At 67.9% G+C, this 19,691-nt stretch carries 14 protein-coding genes and 1 pseudogene; 11 read left to right on the top strand and 4 right to left on the bottom strand.

Annotated elements, in window-relative coordinates; translation table 11 throughout:
• Window positions 1-49: 49 nt before the first annotated feature.
• The 3 genes from ACM9NP_RS01370 to aspS all read left to right on the top strand — a co-directional run bounded on the left by ACM9NP_RS01370 (window position 50) and on the right by aspS (window position 5,678).
• Window positions 50-3,313, top strand: coding sequence for a S41 family peptidase (locus tag ACM9NP_RS01370; RefSeq protein WP_415644690.1), 3,264 nt, complete (start codon window positions 50-52; stop codon window positions 3,311-3,313).
• Between the two features lie 138 nt (window positions 3,314-3,451).
• Window positions 3,452-3,883, top strand: a complete 432-nt coding sequence (locus ACM9NP_RS01365) for a hypothetical protein (RefSeq protein WP_415644689.1) — start codon at window positions 3,452-3,454, stop codon at window positions 3,881-3,883.
• A gap of 454 nt (window positions 3,884-4,337) precedes the next feature.
• Window positions 4,338-5,678, top strand: a complete 1,341-nt coding sequence (gene aspS / locus ACM9NP_RS01360; RefSeq protein ID WP_415644688.1) for an aspartate--tRNA(Asn) ligase — start codon at window positions 4,338-4,340, stop codon at window positions 5,676-5,678.
• Window positions 5,679-5,792: 114 nt separating this feature from the next.
• Here the strand turns inward: aspS and lipB are convergent, their stop codons facing one another.
• Window positions 5,793-6,443: a lipoyl(octanoyl) transferase LipB gene (lipB, locus tag ACM9NP_RS01355; RefSeq protein ID WP_415644687.1), complete on the bottom strand. Its 651-nt coding sequence runs from the start codon at window positions 6,441-6,443 to the stop codon at window positions 5,793-5,795.
• Between the two features lie 487 nt (window positions 6,444-6,930).
• Between lipB and ACM9NP_RS01350 the strand changes: the two genes are divergently transcribed.
• The 4 genes and pseudogenes from ACM9NP_RS01350 to ACM9NP_RS01335 all read left to right on the top strand — a co-directional run.
• Window positions 6,931-7,719 (top strand): glutamate ABC transporter substrate-binding protein, encoded by a 789-nt coding sequence (locus ACM9NP_RS01350; RefSeq protein WP_415644686.1) that lies wholly within the window; start codon window positions 6,931-6,933, stop codon window positions 7,717-7,719.
• A 142-nt stretch (window positions 7,720-7,861) separates the two neighbouring features.
• Window positions 7,862-8,821 (top strand): ATP-binding protein, encoded by a 960-nt coding sequence (locus ACM9NP_RS01345; protein ID WP_415644685.1) that lies wholly within the window; start codon window positions 7,862-7,864, stop codon window positions 8,819-8,821.
• A gap of 144 nt (window positions 8,822-8,965) precedes the next feature.
• A complete protein-coding gene (locus ACM9NP_RS01340; RefSeq protein ID WP_415644684.1) occupies window positions 8,966-9,358 on the top strand; it encodes an SCO5389 family protein in 393 nt (130 codons plus the stop codon).
• 410 nt (window positions 9,359-9,768) lie between these two features.
• A pseudogene (locus ACM9NP_RS01335) lies at window positions 9,769-10,797 on the top strand (LLM class flavin-dependent oxidoreductase); the annotation flags it as partial.
• A 120-nt stretch (window positions 10,798-10,917) separates the two neighbouring features.
• Here ACM9NP_RS01335 and ACM9NP_RS01330 read toward each other — a convergent pair.
• Complete coding sequence (locus ACM9NP_RS01330) at window positions 10,918-11,799, bottom strand: TIGR01777 family oxidoreductase (RefSeq protein WP_415644683.1); 882 nt, start codon at window positions 11,797-11,799, stop codon at window positions 10,918-10,920.
• 148 nt (window positions 11,800-11,947) lie between these two features.
• On the opposite strand from ACM9NP_RS01330, the gene ACM9NP_RS01325 reads away from it, so the two are divergent.
• Both ACM9NP_RS01325 and ACM9NP_RS01320 read left to right on the top strand, forming a co-directional pair.
• Entirely contained in the window at window positions 11,948-12,541 is a 594-nt protein-coding gene (locus ACM9NP_RS01325; protein WP_415644682.1) for a hypothetical protein, read from the top strand.
• A 204-nt stretch (window positions 12,542-12,745) separates the two neighbouring features.
• Window positions 12,746-14,269, top strand: a complete 1,524-nt coding sequence (locus tag ACM9NP_RS01320) for a multicopper oxidase family protein (RefSeq protein WP_415644681.1) — start codon at window positions 12,746-12,748, stop codon at window positions 14,267-14,269.
• A gap of 201 nt (window positions 14,270-14,470) precedes the next feature.
• Here the strand turns inward: ACM9NP_RS01320 and sucB are convergent, their stop codons facing one another.
• Together sucB and lpdA are read right to left on the bottom strand one after the other, a co-directional pair.
• On the bottom strand, window positions 14,471-16,183 hold the full coding sequence (sucB, locus tag ACM9NP_RS01315) for a 2-oxoglutarate dehydrogenase, E2 component, dihydrolipoamide succinyltransferase (protein ID WP_415644680.1): 1,713 nt from the start codon (window positions 16,181-16,183) through the stop codon (window positions 14,471-14,473).
• 59 nt (window positions 16,184-16,242) lie between these two features.
• Window positions 16,243-17,667: a dihydrolipoyl dehydrogenase gene (gene lpdA / locus ACM9NP_RS01310; RefSeq protein ID WP_415644679.1), complete on the bottom strand. Its 1,425-nt coding sequence runs from the start codon at window positions 17,665-17,667 to the stop codon at window positions 16,243-16,245.
• Between the two features lie 159 nt (window positions 17,668-17,826).
• Between lpdA and ACM9NP_RS01305 the strand changes: the two genes are divergently transcribed.
• Window positions 17,827-18,174 carry an oxidoreductase gene (locus ACM9NP_RS01305; protein ID WP_415644678.1) on the top strand — a complete coding sequence of 116 codons (348 nt, stop codon included), beginning with the start codon at window positions 17,827-17,829 and terminating at the stop codon, window positions 18,172-18,174.
• A 103-nt stretch (window positions 18,175-18,277) separates the two neighbouring features.
• The gene (locus ACM9NP_RS01300; protein WP_415644677.1) at window positions 18,278-19,681 is read left to right on the top strand and encodes a DUF1254 domain-containing protein; all 1,404 of its coding nucleotides are present in this window, start codon (window positions 18,278-18,280) and stop codon (window positions 19,679-19,681) included.
• Window positions 19,682-19,691 lie beyond the last annotated feature (10 nt).

The raw sequence follows: 19,691 nt of genomic DNA, 5'->3' as shown, positions 1-19,691 counted from the left end.
ATTTGGTGCTACCGTGACGTCACGTCTTCGTCTTTTGGGAGCTTTGTCTATGACCACTGGTTACCCGCGTTTCCCGGCGATCCACGGCGACACGATCGTGTTCGTCGCCGAGGACGACTTGTGGAAGGTATCGGCGTCGGGGGGTGTCGCGCAGCGGATCACGGCCGGTCTGTCGGCCGCGAACAATCCCCGGATCTCGCCCGACGGAACGCTAGTCGCGTACGGCGCCGCCGAGGAGGGTCCGAGGGAGGTGCACGTCGTTCCCATTACCGGTGGGCAGAGCCGCCGGTTGACCTTCGAGGGCGGGATCTGGTCGCAGATCGCGGGCTGGGACGGCGACGACATCCTGTTCGCGTCGAACCTGTCGAGCCCGAACCGGGCGGATCTGCGGCTGCACCGGGTCTCGTCGTCGGGTGGTCTCGTCACCGAACTCGGCTACGGACGGGCCGGATCGATCAGCTTCGGTCCTGGGGGCGCCGTCGTGCTGGGACGCGAGTACTGGAAGGACTCCGCGCACTGGAAGCGCTATCGCGGAGGCACCGCGGGTCGCTTGTGGATCGATGCCGATGGCGACGGCGAATTCTCGAATCTGATCAACTTGGACGGTAACCTCAGTCGCCCGCACATCATCGGCGAGCGCGTCTACTTCCTGTCGGACCACGAGGGCTACGGCAACGTCTACTCCTGCGCGTTCGACGGTTCTGACCTGCGGCGGCACACCGATCACGCCGACTTCTACGCCCGTTCCCTGTCGGGCGACGCCGATCGCCTGGTCTACCACTGTGGCGGCCGCCTGTTCCTGCTCGATCCGAGCGAAGACCAGCCCGTCGAACTGGACGTCTACACGGGAGTGACGAGGACGCAGCGCGCTCGCCGTTTCGTCGAGGCGTCGGAGTACCTGCACTCCGTGGACATCGCCCCCGACGGATCGCGGCTGGCGATCACGGCTCGTGGCAAGGCCTTCGCCTTCTCGAACTGGGAGGGCGCGGTCACCCAGTTCGGCGAGCCGGACGGCGTCCGCTACCGGCTGCTGCGCTGGCTCCATGACGGAGAGCGGATGGTCGCGGTCGTCGGCGACACCCGGCCCGCCGAGGCGCTCGTCGAGTTCGCCGTGGACGGCACGCCCACCGAACTGACGGACCTCGACATCGGACGGTCCGTCGAACTGGTCGCGTCGCCGACGGAGGATCGCGTCGCGATCGCCAACCACCGCAACGAACTGCTGTTGATCGATCTCGCCGCTCGCTCGCTGACGGTCGTGGACCGCAGCGCATACGGCCAGATCGGACAGGTGACGTTCTCCCCCGACGGCCAGTGGCTCGCCTACGCCTGCCCCGACGCGGTGGCGCAGGAGGACTCGGACGCGTTGACGGCGATCAAGGTCGCGAACCTGGCGACGGGCGAGACCGCGCTGGTCGCCGACCGCGTCTTGAGAGACGACTCGCCCGCGTTCGACCCCGACGGCAAGTACCTGTACTTCATCGGCCGCCGTCAGTTCAATCCCGTGTACGACTCGCTCCATTTCGATCTGGGCTTCCCGAAGGGCTCGAAGCCGTACGCGGTGACCCTGCACCCGGACACGCCCGCGCCGTTCGTCGCGAGCGGCGCGCCGGTGGGGGAGAAGCCCGCCGGGAGGGACGCCGACAAGCCCGTCGACAACACGGAGGACGCGGAGACCGCCGCGCCCGAGTCCGAGTCCGCCGACCAGCCGACCGAACCGGAGACGACCGACACCGCCGACGCGCCGAAGCCGTCCATTGTGTTGGAAGGCATTCGTCAGCGGATCGTGCCGCTGCCGTTGCCCGACGGCGTCTACACCCAGATCCTCGGCACCTACGGCAAAGTCCTCGTACTGTCGGAGCCCATCGCCGACGACGGATCCGGCGCGTTGGAGTCCGTCGACGTCGCCAACGGGAAGGTCGACCGTCTCGTCGACGGTGTCGACCAGGTGTGGCGCGCCGCGGGTGCGACGGCGCTCGTCTACCGCGCCGGTGACCGGCTTCGCGTCATCAAGGCCGCCGAGAAGGCGCCCGACGGCGCCGACTACGACCGTGAGTCCGGCTGGATCGACCTGTCCCGAGTGAAGGTCTCGGTCCGTCCGGAACTGGAGTGGCCGCAGATGTTCCGCGAGGGCTGGCGACTCATCGGTGACCACTTCTGGGACACCGACATCGTCGGCATCGACTGGGCCGGCGTCTACACGCGGTACGCGCCGCTCGTCGACCAGGTGTCGACGCGCACCGAGCTGTCCGACCTGTTCTGGGAGATGAACGGCGAACTCGGCACCTCGCACGCGTACGAGGGCGCGGGTGACCACCGGGTCGGTCCCTACTACGGCCAGGGCTACCTCGGCGCGACGTTCGGCCTGACCGACGACGGCCACTACCGCGTCGACCGCATCCGTGAGGGAGACGTCTGGGACCCGGAGTCGACGTCGCCGCTGCGGCGGCCCGGCGTCGACGTCGCGGTCGGGGACGTTCTCCTGTCCGTCAACGGCTTGTCCGTCGCCGCACCGGTGTCGCCCGCGCAGCGGCTCGTCAACCTCGCGGATCAGGAGGTCCGCCTGACGATCAAACGGGGCGACGAGGAACCGCGCGACGTCGTGGTCCGCGCGCTCGCCGACGAGAGCCAACTGCGGTACCGGGAGTGGGTGGAGTCGAACCGGCGCAAGGTTCACGAGGCCAGCGACGGCGTCCTCGGGTACATCCACATCCCCGACATGGGACCGGACGGTTTCGCGGAGTTCCATCGTGGCTTCCTCAACGAGTACGGCCGTGAAGGTCTCGTCGTCGACGTTCGCTACAACGGCGGCGGTCACGTGTCGAGCCTGCTCATCGAGAAGCTCGCCAGACGCCGGATCGGTCACGACTACTCGCGGTGGAACGCCGCCGTGCCGCATCCGATCGAGTCGCCGCGCGGCCCGATGGTCGCACTCATCGACGAACTAGCGGGTTCCGACGGCGACATCTTCAGCCAGGTGTTCCGTCAGCTGAAGCTCGGGCCGCTCATCGGAACGCGGACCTGGGGCGGCGTCGTCGGCTATCGCGACCGACCCGGCCTGTCCGACAACACCTTCCTGTCCCAACCGGAGTTCGCCTTCCACTTCGAGGATTCGAAGTGGAGCGTCGAGAACTACGGTGTGGCACCGGACATCGAGGTGCCGTTCCCGCCGCAGGCGCACCGCGCCGGACGCGACCCGCAACTCGACAAGGCGATCGAGGTCGCCCTCGCCGAGGTCGCGGCGCGACCCGCACCGTCCGAGCCCGCTCCTCGTCCGCGTTTGACGGCCCCGCCGCTGCCTCCGCGGGCGTGACGTCCTCGCCGCGCCGACGCCCTGTCCTGGGGCATCGGCGCGGCTCCTGATGTGGCACACATCCGGGAGTCGACGTTTCGAACCGACCCTTAACCTTGTGATCGACAGACGTTGATTCCATGAAGACGTGAGGAAACCATGAGCGACGACGTGAACATCGACTTCGACGGCGATGGCGACTGGGACGACTACGAGACCGAGACCCTCGAAGACGGCACGACCGCCTACACCCATTACGACGACGAAGGCAACATCGACTCCATCGCCCTCGACGAGGACGGCGACGGCTACATCGACGCCCTCGCGGTCGACAGCGACGGCGACGGCGAACTGGACGCGCTCCAGGAGGACGTTGACGGCGACGGCCTCATGGACACCGAAACCTCCTTCGAGGACCTCGGGTACGAGCCGGGCGAGGACTCGACCGAGGAGCCCGTCGCTCCGGGCCTGCTCGGCACCGAGCTGCCGATGGGCGACGACCCGGCCGCGACGGATGAGCCGGCCGACACCCCGCCGGCCGAGGACCCGGTTGGCGACAACCCGGTGGTCCCGAACCCCTTCGTGAACTAAGGACTCGATCCACCACGTCTGGCGATGTGGGGGCGGTAGGGCGACCGACGGGGCGCCCGGTCACACGACCGGGCGCCCCGTCGTCATGTGTCGGGGTGGCGTGGGCGATATGTCCTTGCAGTGACCGTCGGGGGCGAGCTAGTGTGTCATCACGGCTGAGACGGAGACGAGTAGTCCCCGCCCGGCACGGCAGGAGAGAACCGCTGGTAGCTGAGAAGGCGGGCCGTGTCCCGGTGGACGAAGACCCTCCAGAGCCGCGGGAGGAAACGGCGTTCGCGCCGAAGTAGAACCCGCCGACTGACCCACGACACGGGTGACAAAAGAGGTCGGTCCGCAAGCCAGCGACCGGCGAAGGTGTGGTGGTACCGCGACGTACACCGGAATCGATGGCCGATGAGGCGCCATCGCGTCGCCCACACCTCCGGGGTTTTAGACAACCTAGGAGGTGTACCAGATGTTCACTATGGAACAACCGAGCCCCGCGGTAGCCGAGGCGCCCCCACGCGTCCTCGCCGCGCAGTTGCCAGAACACATCGGACAGACCGTTCGCGTCGCCGGGTGGCTGCATCGTTTGCGAGAGCTCAAGTCCGTCGCGTTCCTCGTCGTTCGCGACCGCACCGGTCAGGCGCAAGCCGTCATCGCCGAGTCGGCGGTCCGCGAGATCGTCGCCGAGCTTCCCGAAGAGTCGATCGTCGAGGTGATCGGCACCGCGACGGCCAACACCGCCGCTCCCGGCGGCGTCGAGCTGACCGCGCCGACCGTGCGGGTCCTCTCGCAAGCCGAGCGGCCGCCGTTCGACCTGTACCGGCCCGCGCTGCGCGCCGGGCTGGCGACGATGCTCGACCACGCGCCCGTGTCCCTGCGCCACCCGCGCCGCAAAGCGGCCCTGCGGATCGGCGCCGCCGCGATCGCCGGTTTCGCCGGATCCTTGAGCGGCGAGGGTTTCACGCGCGTGCAGACGCCGAAGCTCGTCGGCACCGCGACCGAGTCCGGTTCCAGCGTCTTCGGTGTGGACTACTTCGGCCGACGCGCGTTCCTCGCGCAGAGCCCGCAGTTCTACAAGCAGACGATGGTCGGCGTGTTCGAGCGCGTCTTCGAGATCGGCCCCGTGTTCCGCGCCGAACCGCACGACACGGTGCGACACCTGGCGGAGTACACGTCACTAGACGCCGAGCTCGGTTTCATCGACGACTATCGAGACGTCGCGGAGGTCTGCGTGGGCACGATCCGCGCGATGCTCGCGAACGTCGCCGAGAGCGCCGAAGCCGAATTGTCCGAATTGGACGTGACGCTTCCGGTGGTACCGGAACGCGTGCCGCACATCCACTTCACCGACGCGTTGGCGATGGCGGCGGAGGCGACCGGCGAAGACGTGACCGGCGTCAACGACCTGTCGCCCGCGCACGAGCGTCTCATCGGAGCCTGGGCGCTCGCCGAGCACGGCAGCGACCTCGTCGTGGTGTCGGGCTATCCGATGAGCAAGCGCCCGTTCTACACCGCGCCGGACCCGGCCCGCCCGGAGTACAGCGACTCCTTCGACGTGCTGTTCCGAGGGACCGAGCTCGTCACCGGAGGCCGCCGCCTGCACCTGTACGGCGACTACGTGGCGGCGATCGAGGCGCGTGGCGAGTCGGCCGAGGCGTACTCCGGCTACCTGGAGGCGTTCCGGTACGGCATGCCACCGCACGGCGGTTTCGCGATCGGCCTGGAGCGCTTCGTGGCGCAGCTGACGGGCGCGTCGAACATCCGCGAGGTGACGGCGTTCCCGCGCGACCTGCACCGCTTGACGCCGTGACGTGAGCATCCGGGCCGTCGTGAGCGATGGCCCGGATTTCGCCGGACCGGCGCACCAGAGTCATTGCGAGGACAAGGAAGTGGGGCGGGTGAGAGCCCGCCCCACTTCGCGTTCTCAGGGTTGTTCGAGGATCAGGTCGAGGTGCTTCTCCACCAGGGGCATGACCTCGTCGACGGTGACGGCGCGGCCGAGTTCCTTCGACAGCGAGGTCACGCCCGCGTCGGTGATGGCGCAGGGCGCGATCGTGTCGTAATAGGACAGGTCGCAGTCACAGTTGAGGGCGAAGCCGTGCAGGGTCACGGCCCAACGCACCCGGACGCCGATGGCGCAGATCTTGCGTTCGGGGCGACCGGCCTCGGCGGGCAGCCAGACGCCGGTGCGTCCGTCGACTCGGACGGTCGACAGGCCGAACTCGTCGCACACGGCCATGATCATCGATTCGAGGCGCCGAACGTATTTGACGACGTCGATGGGCTTGGAGAGCTTGACGATCGGGTAGCCGACGAGCTGTCCCGGGCCGTGCCAGGTGATCTGGCCACCCCGGTCGACCTCCACGACGGGGGTGCCGTCCTGCGGCAGCGTCCACGCCTCCGTCCGCCGCCCCGCCGTGTAGACGCTGGGATGCTGTAGAAGCAGCACCGTGTCGTCGATCTCGTCGTTGATACGGCGTTCCTGAAGGTCCTGCTGGGTGCGCCAGGCCGTCGAGTAGTCGACGACGCCCGGCTTGTCGATGACCAGCGAACTGGTCCGTTCTGCGGCAGTCACGCTTCTCAGATTAGAGGCTGTCCCGGTACCCGGCAACTCGGCGATCTCGGTCGAACGCCGCCCGTCAAAGGCGCCGCGACACGACGTCGAATGGCGCGTACACAGCGCGGTCGCCGTCGCTCTCGGGACGTTCACAGCGGCCCCTCGGGTGGGGAATGCCATGGATTCGGCTGCGATCCGTCCCACTCCGAGCGATTATTGCCACAGGTCAGTCGGTTGATCGCCGAGGATAACCGGTATGGCGGACCCCCATCGGCCAAATGGGCATAGAGGCATGGCCATGCGTCGCGTTCATGAGCGTAGAGTCTCCTCCGAGTCGTGGTGTGTTCGGTCACGACGTATCTGTTGTCACTGAAAGGAATCGCGGCCCGTGCGATTGAGGCGAATATTGGCCCCCCTTGCCTTCCTTGTATGCGGACTGCTGGTCGTGTCGGGATGCGGTGTTTCCGGTGCTGATGACAGCGACGAGATCTTGAGCCCGTATGCGATGGAACAGGCGGATCGGGCGAACCTGCCGGAGGAGATCAAGGAGATCCTGGCGCGGGGAAAGATCGTCATCGGTACGAAGTTCGACCAGCCTCTGCTCGGTAAGCGCAACGTCGCGACCGGGCGGATCGAAGGCTTCGACGCCGAGATCGGGCGGATCATCGCCCAACGCATCTTCGGGAAGGTCGCGGAGGGCTCGAACATCGAGTTCGTCGAGACCACGTCGAGCCGACGCGTCGACTACATCAACAACGACACCGCCGACCTGGTGATCTCCACGTTCTCGATGAGCGAGGAGCGAAAGAAGGAAGTCGACTTCGCCGGTCCATACTTTGTGGCCGGTCAGACGTACATGACCCGCGGCGACAGCGACATCAAGACACTGAAGGACCTCGCCGGTGAGAAGGTGTGCGTCGTGAAGGGCGCCAACTCCCTCGACAACCTGGAGGAGGAGGGCATCAAGACCAAGGAGTCGGAGCCGCTGCGGGACTACTCGAGTTGCGCCGCGGCCCTCGCCGCCGGGCAGTACGAGGCGGTCAGCACGGACGACATCATCCTGTACGGCTTCCAGGATTCCGCCGTTCACGACTTCCGGGTCGACAAGAACACCTTCACCGAGGAGCAGTACGGCGTCGGTATGAAGCACGGCTCCCCGAAGCTGCGTGAGTTCATCAACGACACGCTGGAGGAGGCCTTCCTCAACGGCGACTGGGACAAGGCCTTCGAACGGACGATGGGCGCCGCCGGCGTCCCGCGCCCGGCGCATCAGCCGATCCTGGATCGCTACTGATCGATAGAACCGAACGGCCGGGGCCGTCGTCTCAACACGAGGCGGCGGCCCCGGCCGTTGTCGTGGACCGGCGCGTCACTTGACTTTCACTCCTCGGCATAATGGAATTGGTTTCCACTTTCATTAACCGGAGGGGTATGACATGAAGGTCGCATTCGTCGGCAAGGGCGGCAGCGGGAAGACCACGATGGCGTCGTTGTTCGCGCGCCGCGCAGTCGACGCGGGGCGCCGCGTTCTCGCCATTGACGCCGACATCAACCAGCACCTCGCGGGGGCGTTCGGTCTGTCGGAAGGGGAGGCCGCGAGGCTGCCGAAGCTCGGTGAGCACCTGGCATCCATCAAGGACTATCTGCGCGGCGACAATCCCCGTATCGCGTCGGCCGAGGCGATGCTGAAGACGACGCCGCCCGGGCACGGCTCGCGCCTGGTGGACGTCGCCTGCTCCGCGACGGTGATGCGGGACTTGACGACGCCCGTGGCGGGCCTGCGATTGGCCGTCACCGGCGGCTTCACCGAGGACGACCTCGGCGTGGCCTGCTATCACTCCAAAGTGGGTGCCGTCGAGTTGATCCTCAATCACCTGGTCGACGGTGACGGCGAGTACGTCGTGGTGGACATGGTGGCGGGGGCGGAGGCGTTCGCGTCCGGCATGTTCACGCGCTTCGACCGGACCTTCCTCGTCTGTGAACCGACACGGCGCAGCGTCGGCGTCTATCACCAGTACGCCGAATACGCCGCCGAGTACGACGTCGCGATCTCGGTGCTGGGCAACAAGATCGACGACGCCGAGGACGTCCGCTTCCTGCAATCCCATGTCGGTGAGGCGCTGCTCGGCTGGTTCGGCCGTTCCGGCTACGTCAAACGCGCCGAGCGGGGCGAGCCCGGGCCGATCGGCGAACTGGAGGCCGACGGCCTGGCCCTGTTGGATCGCGCCCGGGATCTCGTCGACATCGGAGGGAAGGACTGGGGCCGGTTCACCCGCCAGGCCCACGAGTTCCACACGCGCAACGCGCTCGCGTGGGGCAACGGGCGAAGCGGTGTCGATCTGCGCGATCAGATCGACCCCGATTTCATCATGGGCTCCAGTGTCGTTGCGGCATAAGAAAACACGTTCAGAGTCTGATACGCGACAGTTTCAAGGCGTTCGATGCGTAAGGGTCAGTGACATGAACTTCACCGCCTGTTCGCGGTGCGGTAGACGCTTACGAATCGGCCGTACACAGCACACCATCCAAAGGAGAAAACCATGTCCCTGGACGTTTCCGCCGACCTGTTGGCCAAAGCCGAGACCGGTGACGTCACCGACGCCGAGTTCGTCGAGTGCGTGCGCACCTCCCTGCCTTACGCGTGGGAGATGATCTCCGGCGTCGTCACCGATCTCAACACCGGCGACGCCGTGTTCGCCGACAACGTGATCCCGCCGCCGGACGAGCAGGCCCGGGGACAGCTGCTGCGCGCACTGGCCTCCGACGCGATCCGAGGCGGACTGGAACGGCACTTCGGCGTCAAGCTCGCGTTCCAGAACTGTCACCGGGTCGCGGCGTTCCGGCCCGCGGCCGTCGACAGCGACCGATACCGCGCGTTCATCTCGCCGGTCGGCCAGCTTCGCAACCAGTCGCCGGAGCTGCGCGACTGTTAGGGCCTGGGTGGGAACTCCGCATGCAGCCGCGCCTTCCCTGCGCGCGGCGCCGCCGGTGTTCCCACGTCACTCCGGCAGGTCGATCGCGGCGAACGCCCATATGCGCCGCGCGCTTTCGCCTTGTGAACGCGGGCCCCGCTCGCAACGAAGGAGGTTCCCACTCATCACGCCTTTGTGGCCGCTCCCGGAGGCCGGGGCCGTTCCGGCCTCCGGGAGTTACTCGCGCGGGCCGGGGCCGTGCNCGCCTGGCGGGCACGGCCCCAGCCGATACCCGTCCGACGTCGTTTCGGCCTTGGGCGGGTTGTTCGACCAGATCGAGGCGGGCCCGGGTTCTCCTCGGTCGAACGAGTCGTGCACGCCCCCCACCACGTCATTCGCGGGGTCGCGATCCCTGAAGCCGCGACCACCGTGTGCGGGAACGCGCCCTCGACCGGGGGCGATCGACGTCCGCCGTCTCGAAGGGACGCACCGTGAAGCTGGACCTCTTCCTCCTCGGTGAGGCCGTCGCGTCCGCACCGCGCGAGGTTCCGTCGAACCTCACGCGATACGCCGAGCTGGCCGAGCGCGCCGGGTTCGCGGGCGTGTGGCTCGCGGAGCACCACTTCATTCGCTACGGCGCCTGCCCGTCGCCGGTCGTCCTCGCCGCGCATCTCCTCGGCAGAACGACCACACTGGAGGTCGGGACTGCGGCCTCGATCCTGTCGACGAGGCATCCGATCGCTCTCGCGGAGGAGGCCGTCATGCTCGACGCCGTATCGGGCGGGCGATTCCGGCTCGGCGTCGCTCGCGGTGGGCCCTGGGTGGATCTGGAGGTCTTCGGCTCCAGCGCGGCCCGTCATGAGCACGGTTTCGCGGAGTGCCTGGACCTGTTGGGCGCGTGGCTGTCGGGGAACGGCGCCGAAACGACACCCCTGTCGGAGGAACCTCGTTCCGCCGGTCGCGCCGGGGAGCCGAGCGCGGATTCGTCGATCTTCGTCGACGGGGCCGCCCACGGCGTTCCAACGGTCGCGGCCCACGGCGACTTCTTCGCGTTCCGGCCGGTTCCGGTGCTCGCCACCGCTCCACACCTGCCGATCTGGGTCGCCGCCGTCTCGAAGCCGACTGTCGAACACGCGGCGGCGCGCGGCGCGTCGCTGCTCCTCGGTGTCCACTGTAGTGAAGATGAGTGGGTCGACCTCATCGCCTACTACGACGAACGGGCGGCCGTGTACGGGCGCGATCCACGCCTCGCGGAGCACGCCGCCGTCTCACTCGCCTACGCCTGCGATGACACCGAGGCGGGCCGCGAGCGGATTCGCCCGTGGCTCAACAGGTGGCTGGCGACGGGAGTCGGCGACTACGTCCGCCTCGACGGAACCAGTCCGAAACGCGATCAATCAGCCTATGTGGATGGTCTGCTGGCGCGTGGGCTCGTCGGGCCGTTCGAAGCGCTCGCGGAAAGGATCGCCACGTCACCGGCGCGGCTTGGCCGTCGGCTTCTCCTCGTCGAGTGCGCGGGCGACAGCGCCGCCGTCGCCGCCAACATCGACCGTCTGGCGCCGCTCAACACGGCGCCGGCTTTACCGAGACCCGAGCGACCAGCGCAAGGCGTCGCCGACCGATTGATGCTCGAACGTGAAATCGTTCTCCAGCAACACCTTCGGCGTCACGGGCGCGCCCCGCAACAGCTCCACCGCGGCCTCTCCGGCCACGATCTTCAGCGCGAAGCCCGGGATCACCCACGGCGTCGGCCGCTTGAGCAGGTTCCCGAGCAACCGAGTGAACTCGGCGTTGGTGACGGGTGTCGGCCCGGCGAGGTTCACGGGCCCCGAGATCGGGGCGTCCAGCAGGAATCGAGCCGCGCCGATCCAGTCCAACAGGGATATCCACGGGAAGTACTGGCGCCCGTCCCCGAAACGGCCGCCGAGGCCGAACTGGAACACCGGCAACAGGCGTTTGACCATCACCGCGTCGGACGACAGCACGTGAGCCGTTCGCAGGATGACGACCCGCGCCGCGCTCGCGGCCTCGGTCGCGTCCTCCCACTGTCGAGCGAGTTGGCCGAGGAAGTCGGTCGCGCGGGGAGCGGTCTCGTCGACGGGCTCGCCACCGGTGTCCCCGTAGACGCCGACGGCGGAACCGTTCAGCAGTACGGGAGTCCCCGCCTTGGCGACGGCCTCGGCCAGCACCCGCGTGGGAATGACGCGACTGTCCTGGAGCAACTTCTTGTACGACTCGGTCCACCGTTTGTCGGCTATCCCGGCTCCACACAGGTTGATCGCGGCGTCGGCTCCATCAAGGACACGTGGGTCGAGTGGGCCGTCGTACGGATCCCAACGGACCTCGTCGGGCCCGGCCGGCGCGCGCCGGACCAGCCGCGTCACCTGATGTCCCTCACTCAGCAGTCGGGCCGTGAGGTGGGAGCCGATGAAGCCGGACACGCCGGCCGCCACGATACGCATGCGGCCATCGTGCCATGCGCTCCGCTCGTTCGGCCGGATAGCCGTGGACGCGAACCGCGGGTGACGATGGCCCGACCGCATGTCGATATACCCCTGTGGGGTAATGTAGGCTCCGGATGCCCGCGCCAACGTGACGGAAGGAGCCACGATGCCGACGCGCCTTCCCCGCGCGATCGCGCGCGTGCTGCTCCTCATCGCCGTCGCGGCCGGTCTCGCCGCGATGCACACCATCGGGCACGCGAACCACCAGGCGATCGCCCTCCCCGCGCAGCAGCACTCGACGACGCTCGGCGCCGGCCATTCCAGCGCGGTCGCCCCGCCTCAGTGGAGCGTTCCGCCGACGGCCTCCGTGAAGATCGTCGACGGGGTCGACCACGATTCCACGCCCTCGCACTCGTCCATCATGGATGGTGTTCATCGGGCGGCGACCGCCGACGCCGTGACACCATCCGCTCCGACCGGGCGCGCGCATCACCCGTCGTTCCCGGTGGAACGAGCGGGACCGGACCCGATCCCGCTCGACCTGACCGCCCGGGAGGCTCCAGAGCACGACGGACACGCCGTGACGGCGCTGTTCATGTGCTTCGCGGTGCTCCTTGCCGGAGCCGTCATCGGCGCCCGGTGGCTTCGATCCGTCACCACCGGCGCGGACCCCGACAGTCCGGCGTGGAGGCCACCCCCGGCCTACCGCCGAGCGCGCCCCGCGTCGGCGGCTCGGCGCGCCGTCGTGTTGCGCATATAGGAGGAACGCCGAGCGCAGGTCCGACGACCCGCTCGCCCACGTTTCCAGGGACACACCCCGACGGTGTGGACCCATGCCTCGGCTACCTCGTCGCGACGACGTCCCCGCCGATCCGGCCAGCGTTTCGGCACCGGCCGTCGTCATGCGGCGCAAGCGATCGCGCCAGGCATCCCGCTCCATCCGCGACACACGAAGGACAACGCAATGCGCTCCATCTCACGCCGTGCCCTGATACGCTCCGGCCTCGCCGTCTCCGGCGGTTTGGTCGTGGCCTCCTGCACCGGCGACGGCGACCACGGCGACCACAACATGGGGGAATCCACCGTGGAAGGTTTTGTCGACCCCAACGGCCAACGCGTCGCCGACGCCGAGGCCGCCCGCAAACCCGGCAAGGTCCGCGAGTTCGCACTGAAGCCGACCCCCACCGACGTCGACCTCGGCGCGGGCATCACCGCCGCCACCTGGACCTACGGCGGGCGGGTTCCCGGCAAGGTCATCCGCGTCAACCGAGGCGAGCAGATCAAGGCCGTCCTCACCAACGACCTGCCCGAACCCACCACGGCGCACTGGCACGGACTCGCGCTGCGGTGCGACGCCGACGGCACGCCCGGCGTCTCACAGGCCGCGGTCGAGCCCGGAGAGTCGTACACCTACCAGTTCACCGCCCCGCACGTCGGCACCTACTGGTTCCATCCGCACGTCGGAACCCAACAGGACCGCGGCCTGTACGCGCCGCTGATCGTCGACGACCCCGACGAGACGCTGTCGTACGACGAGGAGTGGATCGTCGTCCTCGACGACTGGATGGACGGCGTCACCGGCACCCCCGACGACGTCCTCGCGGAGCTCGGCGGCGGCATGGACCACGGCGATCACGGTGACATGGACGAGCCGATGGCGATGGGCCACATGCTCATGGGCGCCAAGAGCGACCTCCTCGGCGGCGACGCCGGTGACGTGGCGTACCCGCACTTCATCATCAACGGCCGCGTCGCGGACGACCCCGACGTCTTCGAGGCCAAGCCCGGTACCCGCGTGCGAATCCGCATCATCAACGCCGGCGGCGACACCGCCTTCCGCGTCGCCCTCGCCGGACACCGCCTCACCGTCGTCCACAGTGATGGATTCCCGACCGAACCGACCGAGACGGACGCCCTACTACTCGGCATGGGCGAGCGATACGACGTCATCGTCGAACTCGGTGACGGCGTGTTCAGCCTCGTCGCGCTCGCCGAAGGCAAGAACGAGGTCGCTCGCGCGCTCGTCCGCACCGCCTCCGGTGAACCCGCCAAGGCCGACGATCGGCCGAAGGAACTCACCGGGAAGGTCTTGGGGTACGGCGATCTCAAACCCGCCGAGGACGTCGCGCTCGCCGCTCGCGAGCCGGACCGGACGATCGACTTCGAACTGACCGGTGGCATGGCGAAGTACGACTGGGCCATCAACGGGAAGCCGTACGACCCGAACGTCCTGTCCGCGATCGACGAAGGCGAGCGGGTTCGCCTGCGGTTCAAGAACTCCACGGACATGTGGCATCCGATGCACCTGCACGGACACACCTTCGCGCTCGTCGGTTCCGGTCTGCGGAAGGACACCGCGATCGTGCTGCCGGGGAAGACGGTGGAGGCGGACTTCGACGCCGACAACCCGGGCCGCTGGATGGTCCACTGCCACAACGTCTACCACTCCGAGTCCGGAATGATGACGCTCATCGGCTACAAGGACTGACGCTCGCCCCGCTCGTCCCAAGCTCCGCTTGGTTGGCCAAAAGTTCCGCTTGGTTGGTCAAATTGCGAAAACACGCCTGTTTCCGACATTTGCCCAACCAAGCCAGCCGTTTGCCCAACCAAGCGGGAGAGGGGCGGAACGGCAAAAGGACGGTGGCCGGGCTCTCAACGCGAGAGACCGGCCACCGTCCGTTGTGGCGTGTTACAGGCCCAGCTGGCCCTCGAAGCGGCCGGCCTCGAGGCGCTGCTTGACCGCCGTCAGGTAACGGGCGGCGTCGGCGCCGTCGATGATGCGGTGGTCGTACGACAGGGCCAGGTAGATCATCGAGCGCGGCGCGATGACCTCGCCCAGGTCCGGGTCGTTGACCACGACGGGACGCTTGACGACCGCGCCCGTGCCGAGCATCGCCGACTGGGGCGCGTTCACGATCGGCGTGTCGAACAGCGCGCCGCGCGAACCGGTGTTCGTCAGCGTGAACGTGCCGCCCGCGATGTCGTCCGGCGTCAGCTTGTTGGTGCGGGTGCGCTCCGCCAGGTCCGAGATGCGCTTCGCGAGACCGCCCAGGTTCAGGTCGCCCGCGTTGTGGATGACCGGCGCGATCAGGCCCTTCTCCGTGTCGACGGCGAGACCGAGGTTCTCCGAAGCCGGGTAGGTGATCGTGCCCGCGTCCATGTCGATGCTGGCGTTGATCTGCGGGAACTGCTGGAGCGCCTCGACCGCCGCCATCGCGAAGAACGGCAGGAACGACAGCTTGACACCGTGCCGCGCCAGGAACGCGTCCTTGTTGGCGGTACGGAGCTGCGCGATCTTCGTGACGTCGACCTCGATGACGGTCGTCAACTGCGCCTGGCTGTGCAGCGCGTTGAACGTGTTCTTGGCGATCGTCTTGCGCAGGCGCGTCATCTTCTCGGTGCTGCCACGCAGCGGGCTCGGGCCGGCGGGCTTCGGCGCCTCGGCCGGAGCGGCCTTCGCGGCGGGAGCCGCCGGGGCCGGGGCCTTGGCCTTCTCGGCCGCAGCCTCGACGTCCTGCTTGCGAATCCGCCCACCGACACCGGTGCCGTTGACGACGGACAGGTCGACGCCCTTCTCGGCGGCGAGCTTGCGCACCAGCGGCGTCACGTAGATGCCGGAGGCGCTCGGAGCGTCCGCCTTCGCGGCCGGCGCGGCGGGCTTCGGCTGTGCCGCAGCGGGTTCGGACTTCGGTTCGGGCTTCGCCTCGGGTTTGGGCTCCGGCTTCGCCTCGGGCTTTGGCGCCGTCTTGGCGGGCTCGGCCTTCGGCTCCGGCGCGGGGGCCGCGGCCGGAGCGGAGCCGGCTTCACCGACGACGGCAAGCGCCTGGCCGACCTCGGCAGTCTCGTCCTCGCCGACCTTAATCTCCAACAGGGTGCCCGCCACCGGCGACGGAATCTCGGTGTCCACCTTGTCCGTCGACACCTCGACGAGCGGCTCGTCCACCTCGATCGTGTCGCCGACGGCCTTCAGCCACCGCGTCACGGTTCCCTCGGTGACGGACTCTCCGAGCGCCGGCATCGGCACGTCGGTGCCCGAACCGCTGGACGCGGACGTCGACGCGGAGGAGGCGGACGGTTCGTCGCGCTGCGGCTCCGGCTCGGCGGCCGGGGCCTCCTCCTGGGCGGGCGCGGTATCGGCCTGAGGCGTCGTGTCGCCGCCGTCACCATCATCACCGATGACGGCGAGTTCGCTGCCGACCTCGACGGTCTCGTCCTCCCCGGCGACGATGCGCGTCAACACACCGGCCGCGGGCGACGGAATCTCGGTGTCGACCTTGTCGGTGGACACCTCGAGGAGCGGCTCGTCGACCTCGACCCGCTCGCCCTCCTGCTTCAACCAGCGGGTGATGGTGCCCTCTGTGACGCTTTCGCCGAGGGCTGGCATGGTTACCGATACCGGCATTGTCTGACTGCTCCTGTTGATGAGTTAAGCGTGCTTCATGCTGGGTAATGAAACACGCTTTAGGCGTGTGCGTGCAGCGGCTTGCCCGCGAGAGCCAGGTGCGCCTCTCCGAGAGCCTCGTTCTGAGTCGGGTGCATGTGGATCAGCTGCGCGACGTCGGCGGGGAACGCCTCCCAGTTGTAGATCAGCTGCGCCTCACCGATCTGCTCGCCCATGTTGGCGCCGACCATGTGGATACCGACGACGGGGCCGTCCTTCACCGCGACGAGTTTCACGAAGCCCTGTGTCTTGATGATGTTGCTCTTGCCGTTGCCGCCCAAGTTGTAGTTGTACGACACGACGACGTCCTTGCCGTACTTCTCGACGGCCTTTTCCTGGGTCAGGCCGACGGAGGCGACCTGCGGCTCGGTGTACGTCACGCGGGGGATGCCGTCCTCGTCGATCGGCTTCGGGTCCAGACCGGCGATGTGCTCTGCGACAAGGATTCCCTCGCCGAAACCGCGGTGCGCCAACTGGATGGCGGGGCGGATGTCGCCGACGGCGTACACGTTCGGCAGGTTCGTCCGGCAGTACTCGTCGGTCATGACGAAGCCGCGCTCCATCGTGATGCCCTGCTCGTCATAGCCGAGGCCCTGTGTCACCGGGCCACGGCCGACGGCGACGAGCAGCAGCTCGGCCTCGATCGTCTCGCCGCCCGCGATCGTCACCGAGACGCCGTCGTCGGTGGTCTTGACCGATTCGAAGGGCTTGCCCGTCTTGAACGCGATGCCGCGCTTGCGAAACGCGCGCTCCAGCATCTTCGACGAGTCCGGGTCCTCCGCCGCGATCAACCGCGGCAGTGCCTCCACAATGGTGACATCGACGCCGAGCGACTTCCACGCGCTGGCGAATTCGGCGCCGATGACGCCGCCGCCCAGCACGATCGCCGACGCGGGCACCCGGTCCAGGTTCAGCGCGTGCTCCGAGGTGATGACGCGCTCGCCGTCGACCTCGATGCCCGGCAGCGACTTCGAGTACGAGCCGGTCGCCAACACGATGTGGCGGCCCGTGATCGGCTTCCCGTCGACCTCGATCGTGTTGGGGCCGACGAGCTTTCCGGTGCCCTCGATGTAGGTGACCTTCGCGGCCTTGATCAGACCCTGCAGGCCCTTGTACATCTTGGCGACGATGCCGTCCTTGTACGAGTTGACTCCGGCCATGTCCACCGACACGACTTCGGTCTTGATCCCGAACTGCTCGGCCTCGCGCGCGGAGTCGGCGACCTCGGCGGCGTGCAGCAAAGCCTTGGTGGGGATACAGCCGCGGTGCAGGCAGGTGCCGCCGACCTTGTCCTTCTCGATGATCGCGACGTTCAAATCGAGTTGCGCGGCTCGCAGGGCGCAGGCGTAACCGCCGCTGCCGCCACCAAGGATTACGACGTCGTAGCCCGCGTTCGGGTCGCTCACGAAACACTCCCATGTCGTTGTCGACGCATTAAGGGTCATCCTCGCACTAGCCGCGCCTGGTTCGTGGCCAGACCCTGGCTTGGGTGCGCCCCACCATTGAACCCCGTGACCGCTACGGCTGTGCAGCCCAGGTCCTGTGCCTGTCGACACATCGATGACCGTGTCTGTCGTCGTAGACTGGTACTTCAGCTTTGGCTCATGGCAAGGAGTGACGAGGTGTCCTGGTTCCGGCGCAAGAAGCGCGACAAGACCTTCGACCGAGCCGCGCACGCGATGGACACGTCGCACCTGGAAGAGTTCCACGCCACTCGACACGGCGTCGAAGCCTATGTGGAGCCCCGTACGAACGTGACGGAGACTACCGTCATGTTCATCGCCCACGACGGCGAGTGGACCCGCCGCCGCGTCGACGGCGTCGAGGCGGCGTTCCGGCTCGGCGCGCGCCTCCGAATCCCCGTCTACGAGGTCGCCAAAGTCGGCTATCCACAACGGATGCGCGATTACAACGCCCGCCAGCGCATCGCCCGCCGCCGGTCCGAATCCTGACCTTCGTGACACGCCATGGTGGACATCGGGGGCGATTGAGCCCGTTCCGCCGTTAGCGTGAACCCCTCGGCGTCCGACCGGACGTCGTGACGGAGGGGGAACCATGCCAGTCCCGGACGACGCGTACGCCGCGATCGCCGCACCAGAGTCACTCACCACGCCCGTCGGAACCTTCGACTTCGTCGACGGCGTCCCGACCGCCGACAGCCTCGATCGGCTGTACGACGCGGCCGATCTCATCACCGCCGTTCAGGTCTACCTCGCCACCATGCCGGGCGTGTCCCTCGCGGCGATGCGCGAGGGCGTGCGAAGCGTCGGCGTCACCGACGCGCAGCACGTCGGCATCACCGTCCCTCGCGCGAACTCGGCCAGCCTGTACCTCACGGCCAACACCGACACCACCTACGCGCACACGTTCCTCGATCTCGCCTCCAACGGGCCGACGGTGATCGAGGCACCGCCCAACTCGCTGTGCGTCGTCGACGACTTCTGGTTCCGCTACATCACCGACATGGGCGTGACCGGGCCGGACGGCGGCGCCGGTGGCAAATATCTGTTTCTCCCACCGGACTTCGAGGGTGCCGATCCGCCGGGCTACCACGTCTTCCGCAGTCCCACCTATACGATCTGGGCGGTCTTCCGGGCGCTCGACGGGGTGGAGGGCATCAAACGGGTCGCCGTCTACCCGCTGGCAGCCGAGGATCCGCCCGAGACGGTGTTCATCGATATCGCGGACAGCCCGCACTCCACGGTCCATCCCAACGACGCGAGCTTCTATGACGAGATCGACGCGATCGTGCAGGAGGAGCCCATCGACTCGCTCGACCCCGAGCGGCGCGGTCTGCTCGCCGCGATCGGGATCGTCAAGGGGCACCCCTTCGAACCCGATGAACGCATGCGCCGCATTCTCGCGAACGCCGCGCCGCTGGCGGCGGGGATCGCCCGCGCCATCGCGTTCCGGCCACGCGATCCCGAGGCCTACTACTACCCGGGCAGTTCGTGGAAGCGGATCTTCGTCGGCGGCAGCCACGAGTTCCTTCGGGACGGTGCCCGGCTGCTCGAAGCCCGCACCCTGTTCCATTTCCTCGCGACCGTCGTGACACCGGCGATGACCAGCGCCACACCGGGAGTCGGATCCCAGTACGCGTACACCGCGGAGGACGGCGCCGGCGCGTGGCTCGACGGCGGACGGTCGTATCGCCTGCGGTTGCCCGCGGGCGTACCCGCCACGGACTTCTGGTCGGTGACCGTCTATGACTGCCAGACCCGGTCGTTTCTGCGCACCGACGATCCGTATCCGAGTGTGTCGAGTCTCAGCGGCGATGTCCAGGCCAATGAGGACGGTTCGATCGACGTCCACTTCAGTCCGACCGCGCCGAATGCGCCGACGACGAACTGGATCCAGACGGTGCCGGGAAAGGGCTGGTTCGTGGTCCTGCGACTGTACGGGCCACTGGCGTCGTGGTTCGACGGTGCATGGCGGCCGGGGGAGATCGAAGCCGAATAGCGTCGCGGAG

It is taken from the genome of Stackebrandtia soli, assembly GCF_965137155.1.
Taxonomy (GTDB): domain Bacteria; phylum Actinomycetota; class Actinomycetes; order Mycobacteriales; family Micromonosporaceae; genus Stackebrandtia; species Stackebrandtia soli.
The sequence above is the reverse complement of the archived record's forward strand: the minus strand, read 5'-3'. Positions and strand labels throughout refer to the sequence as shown.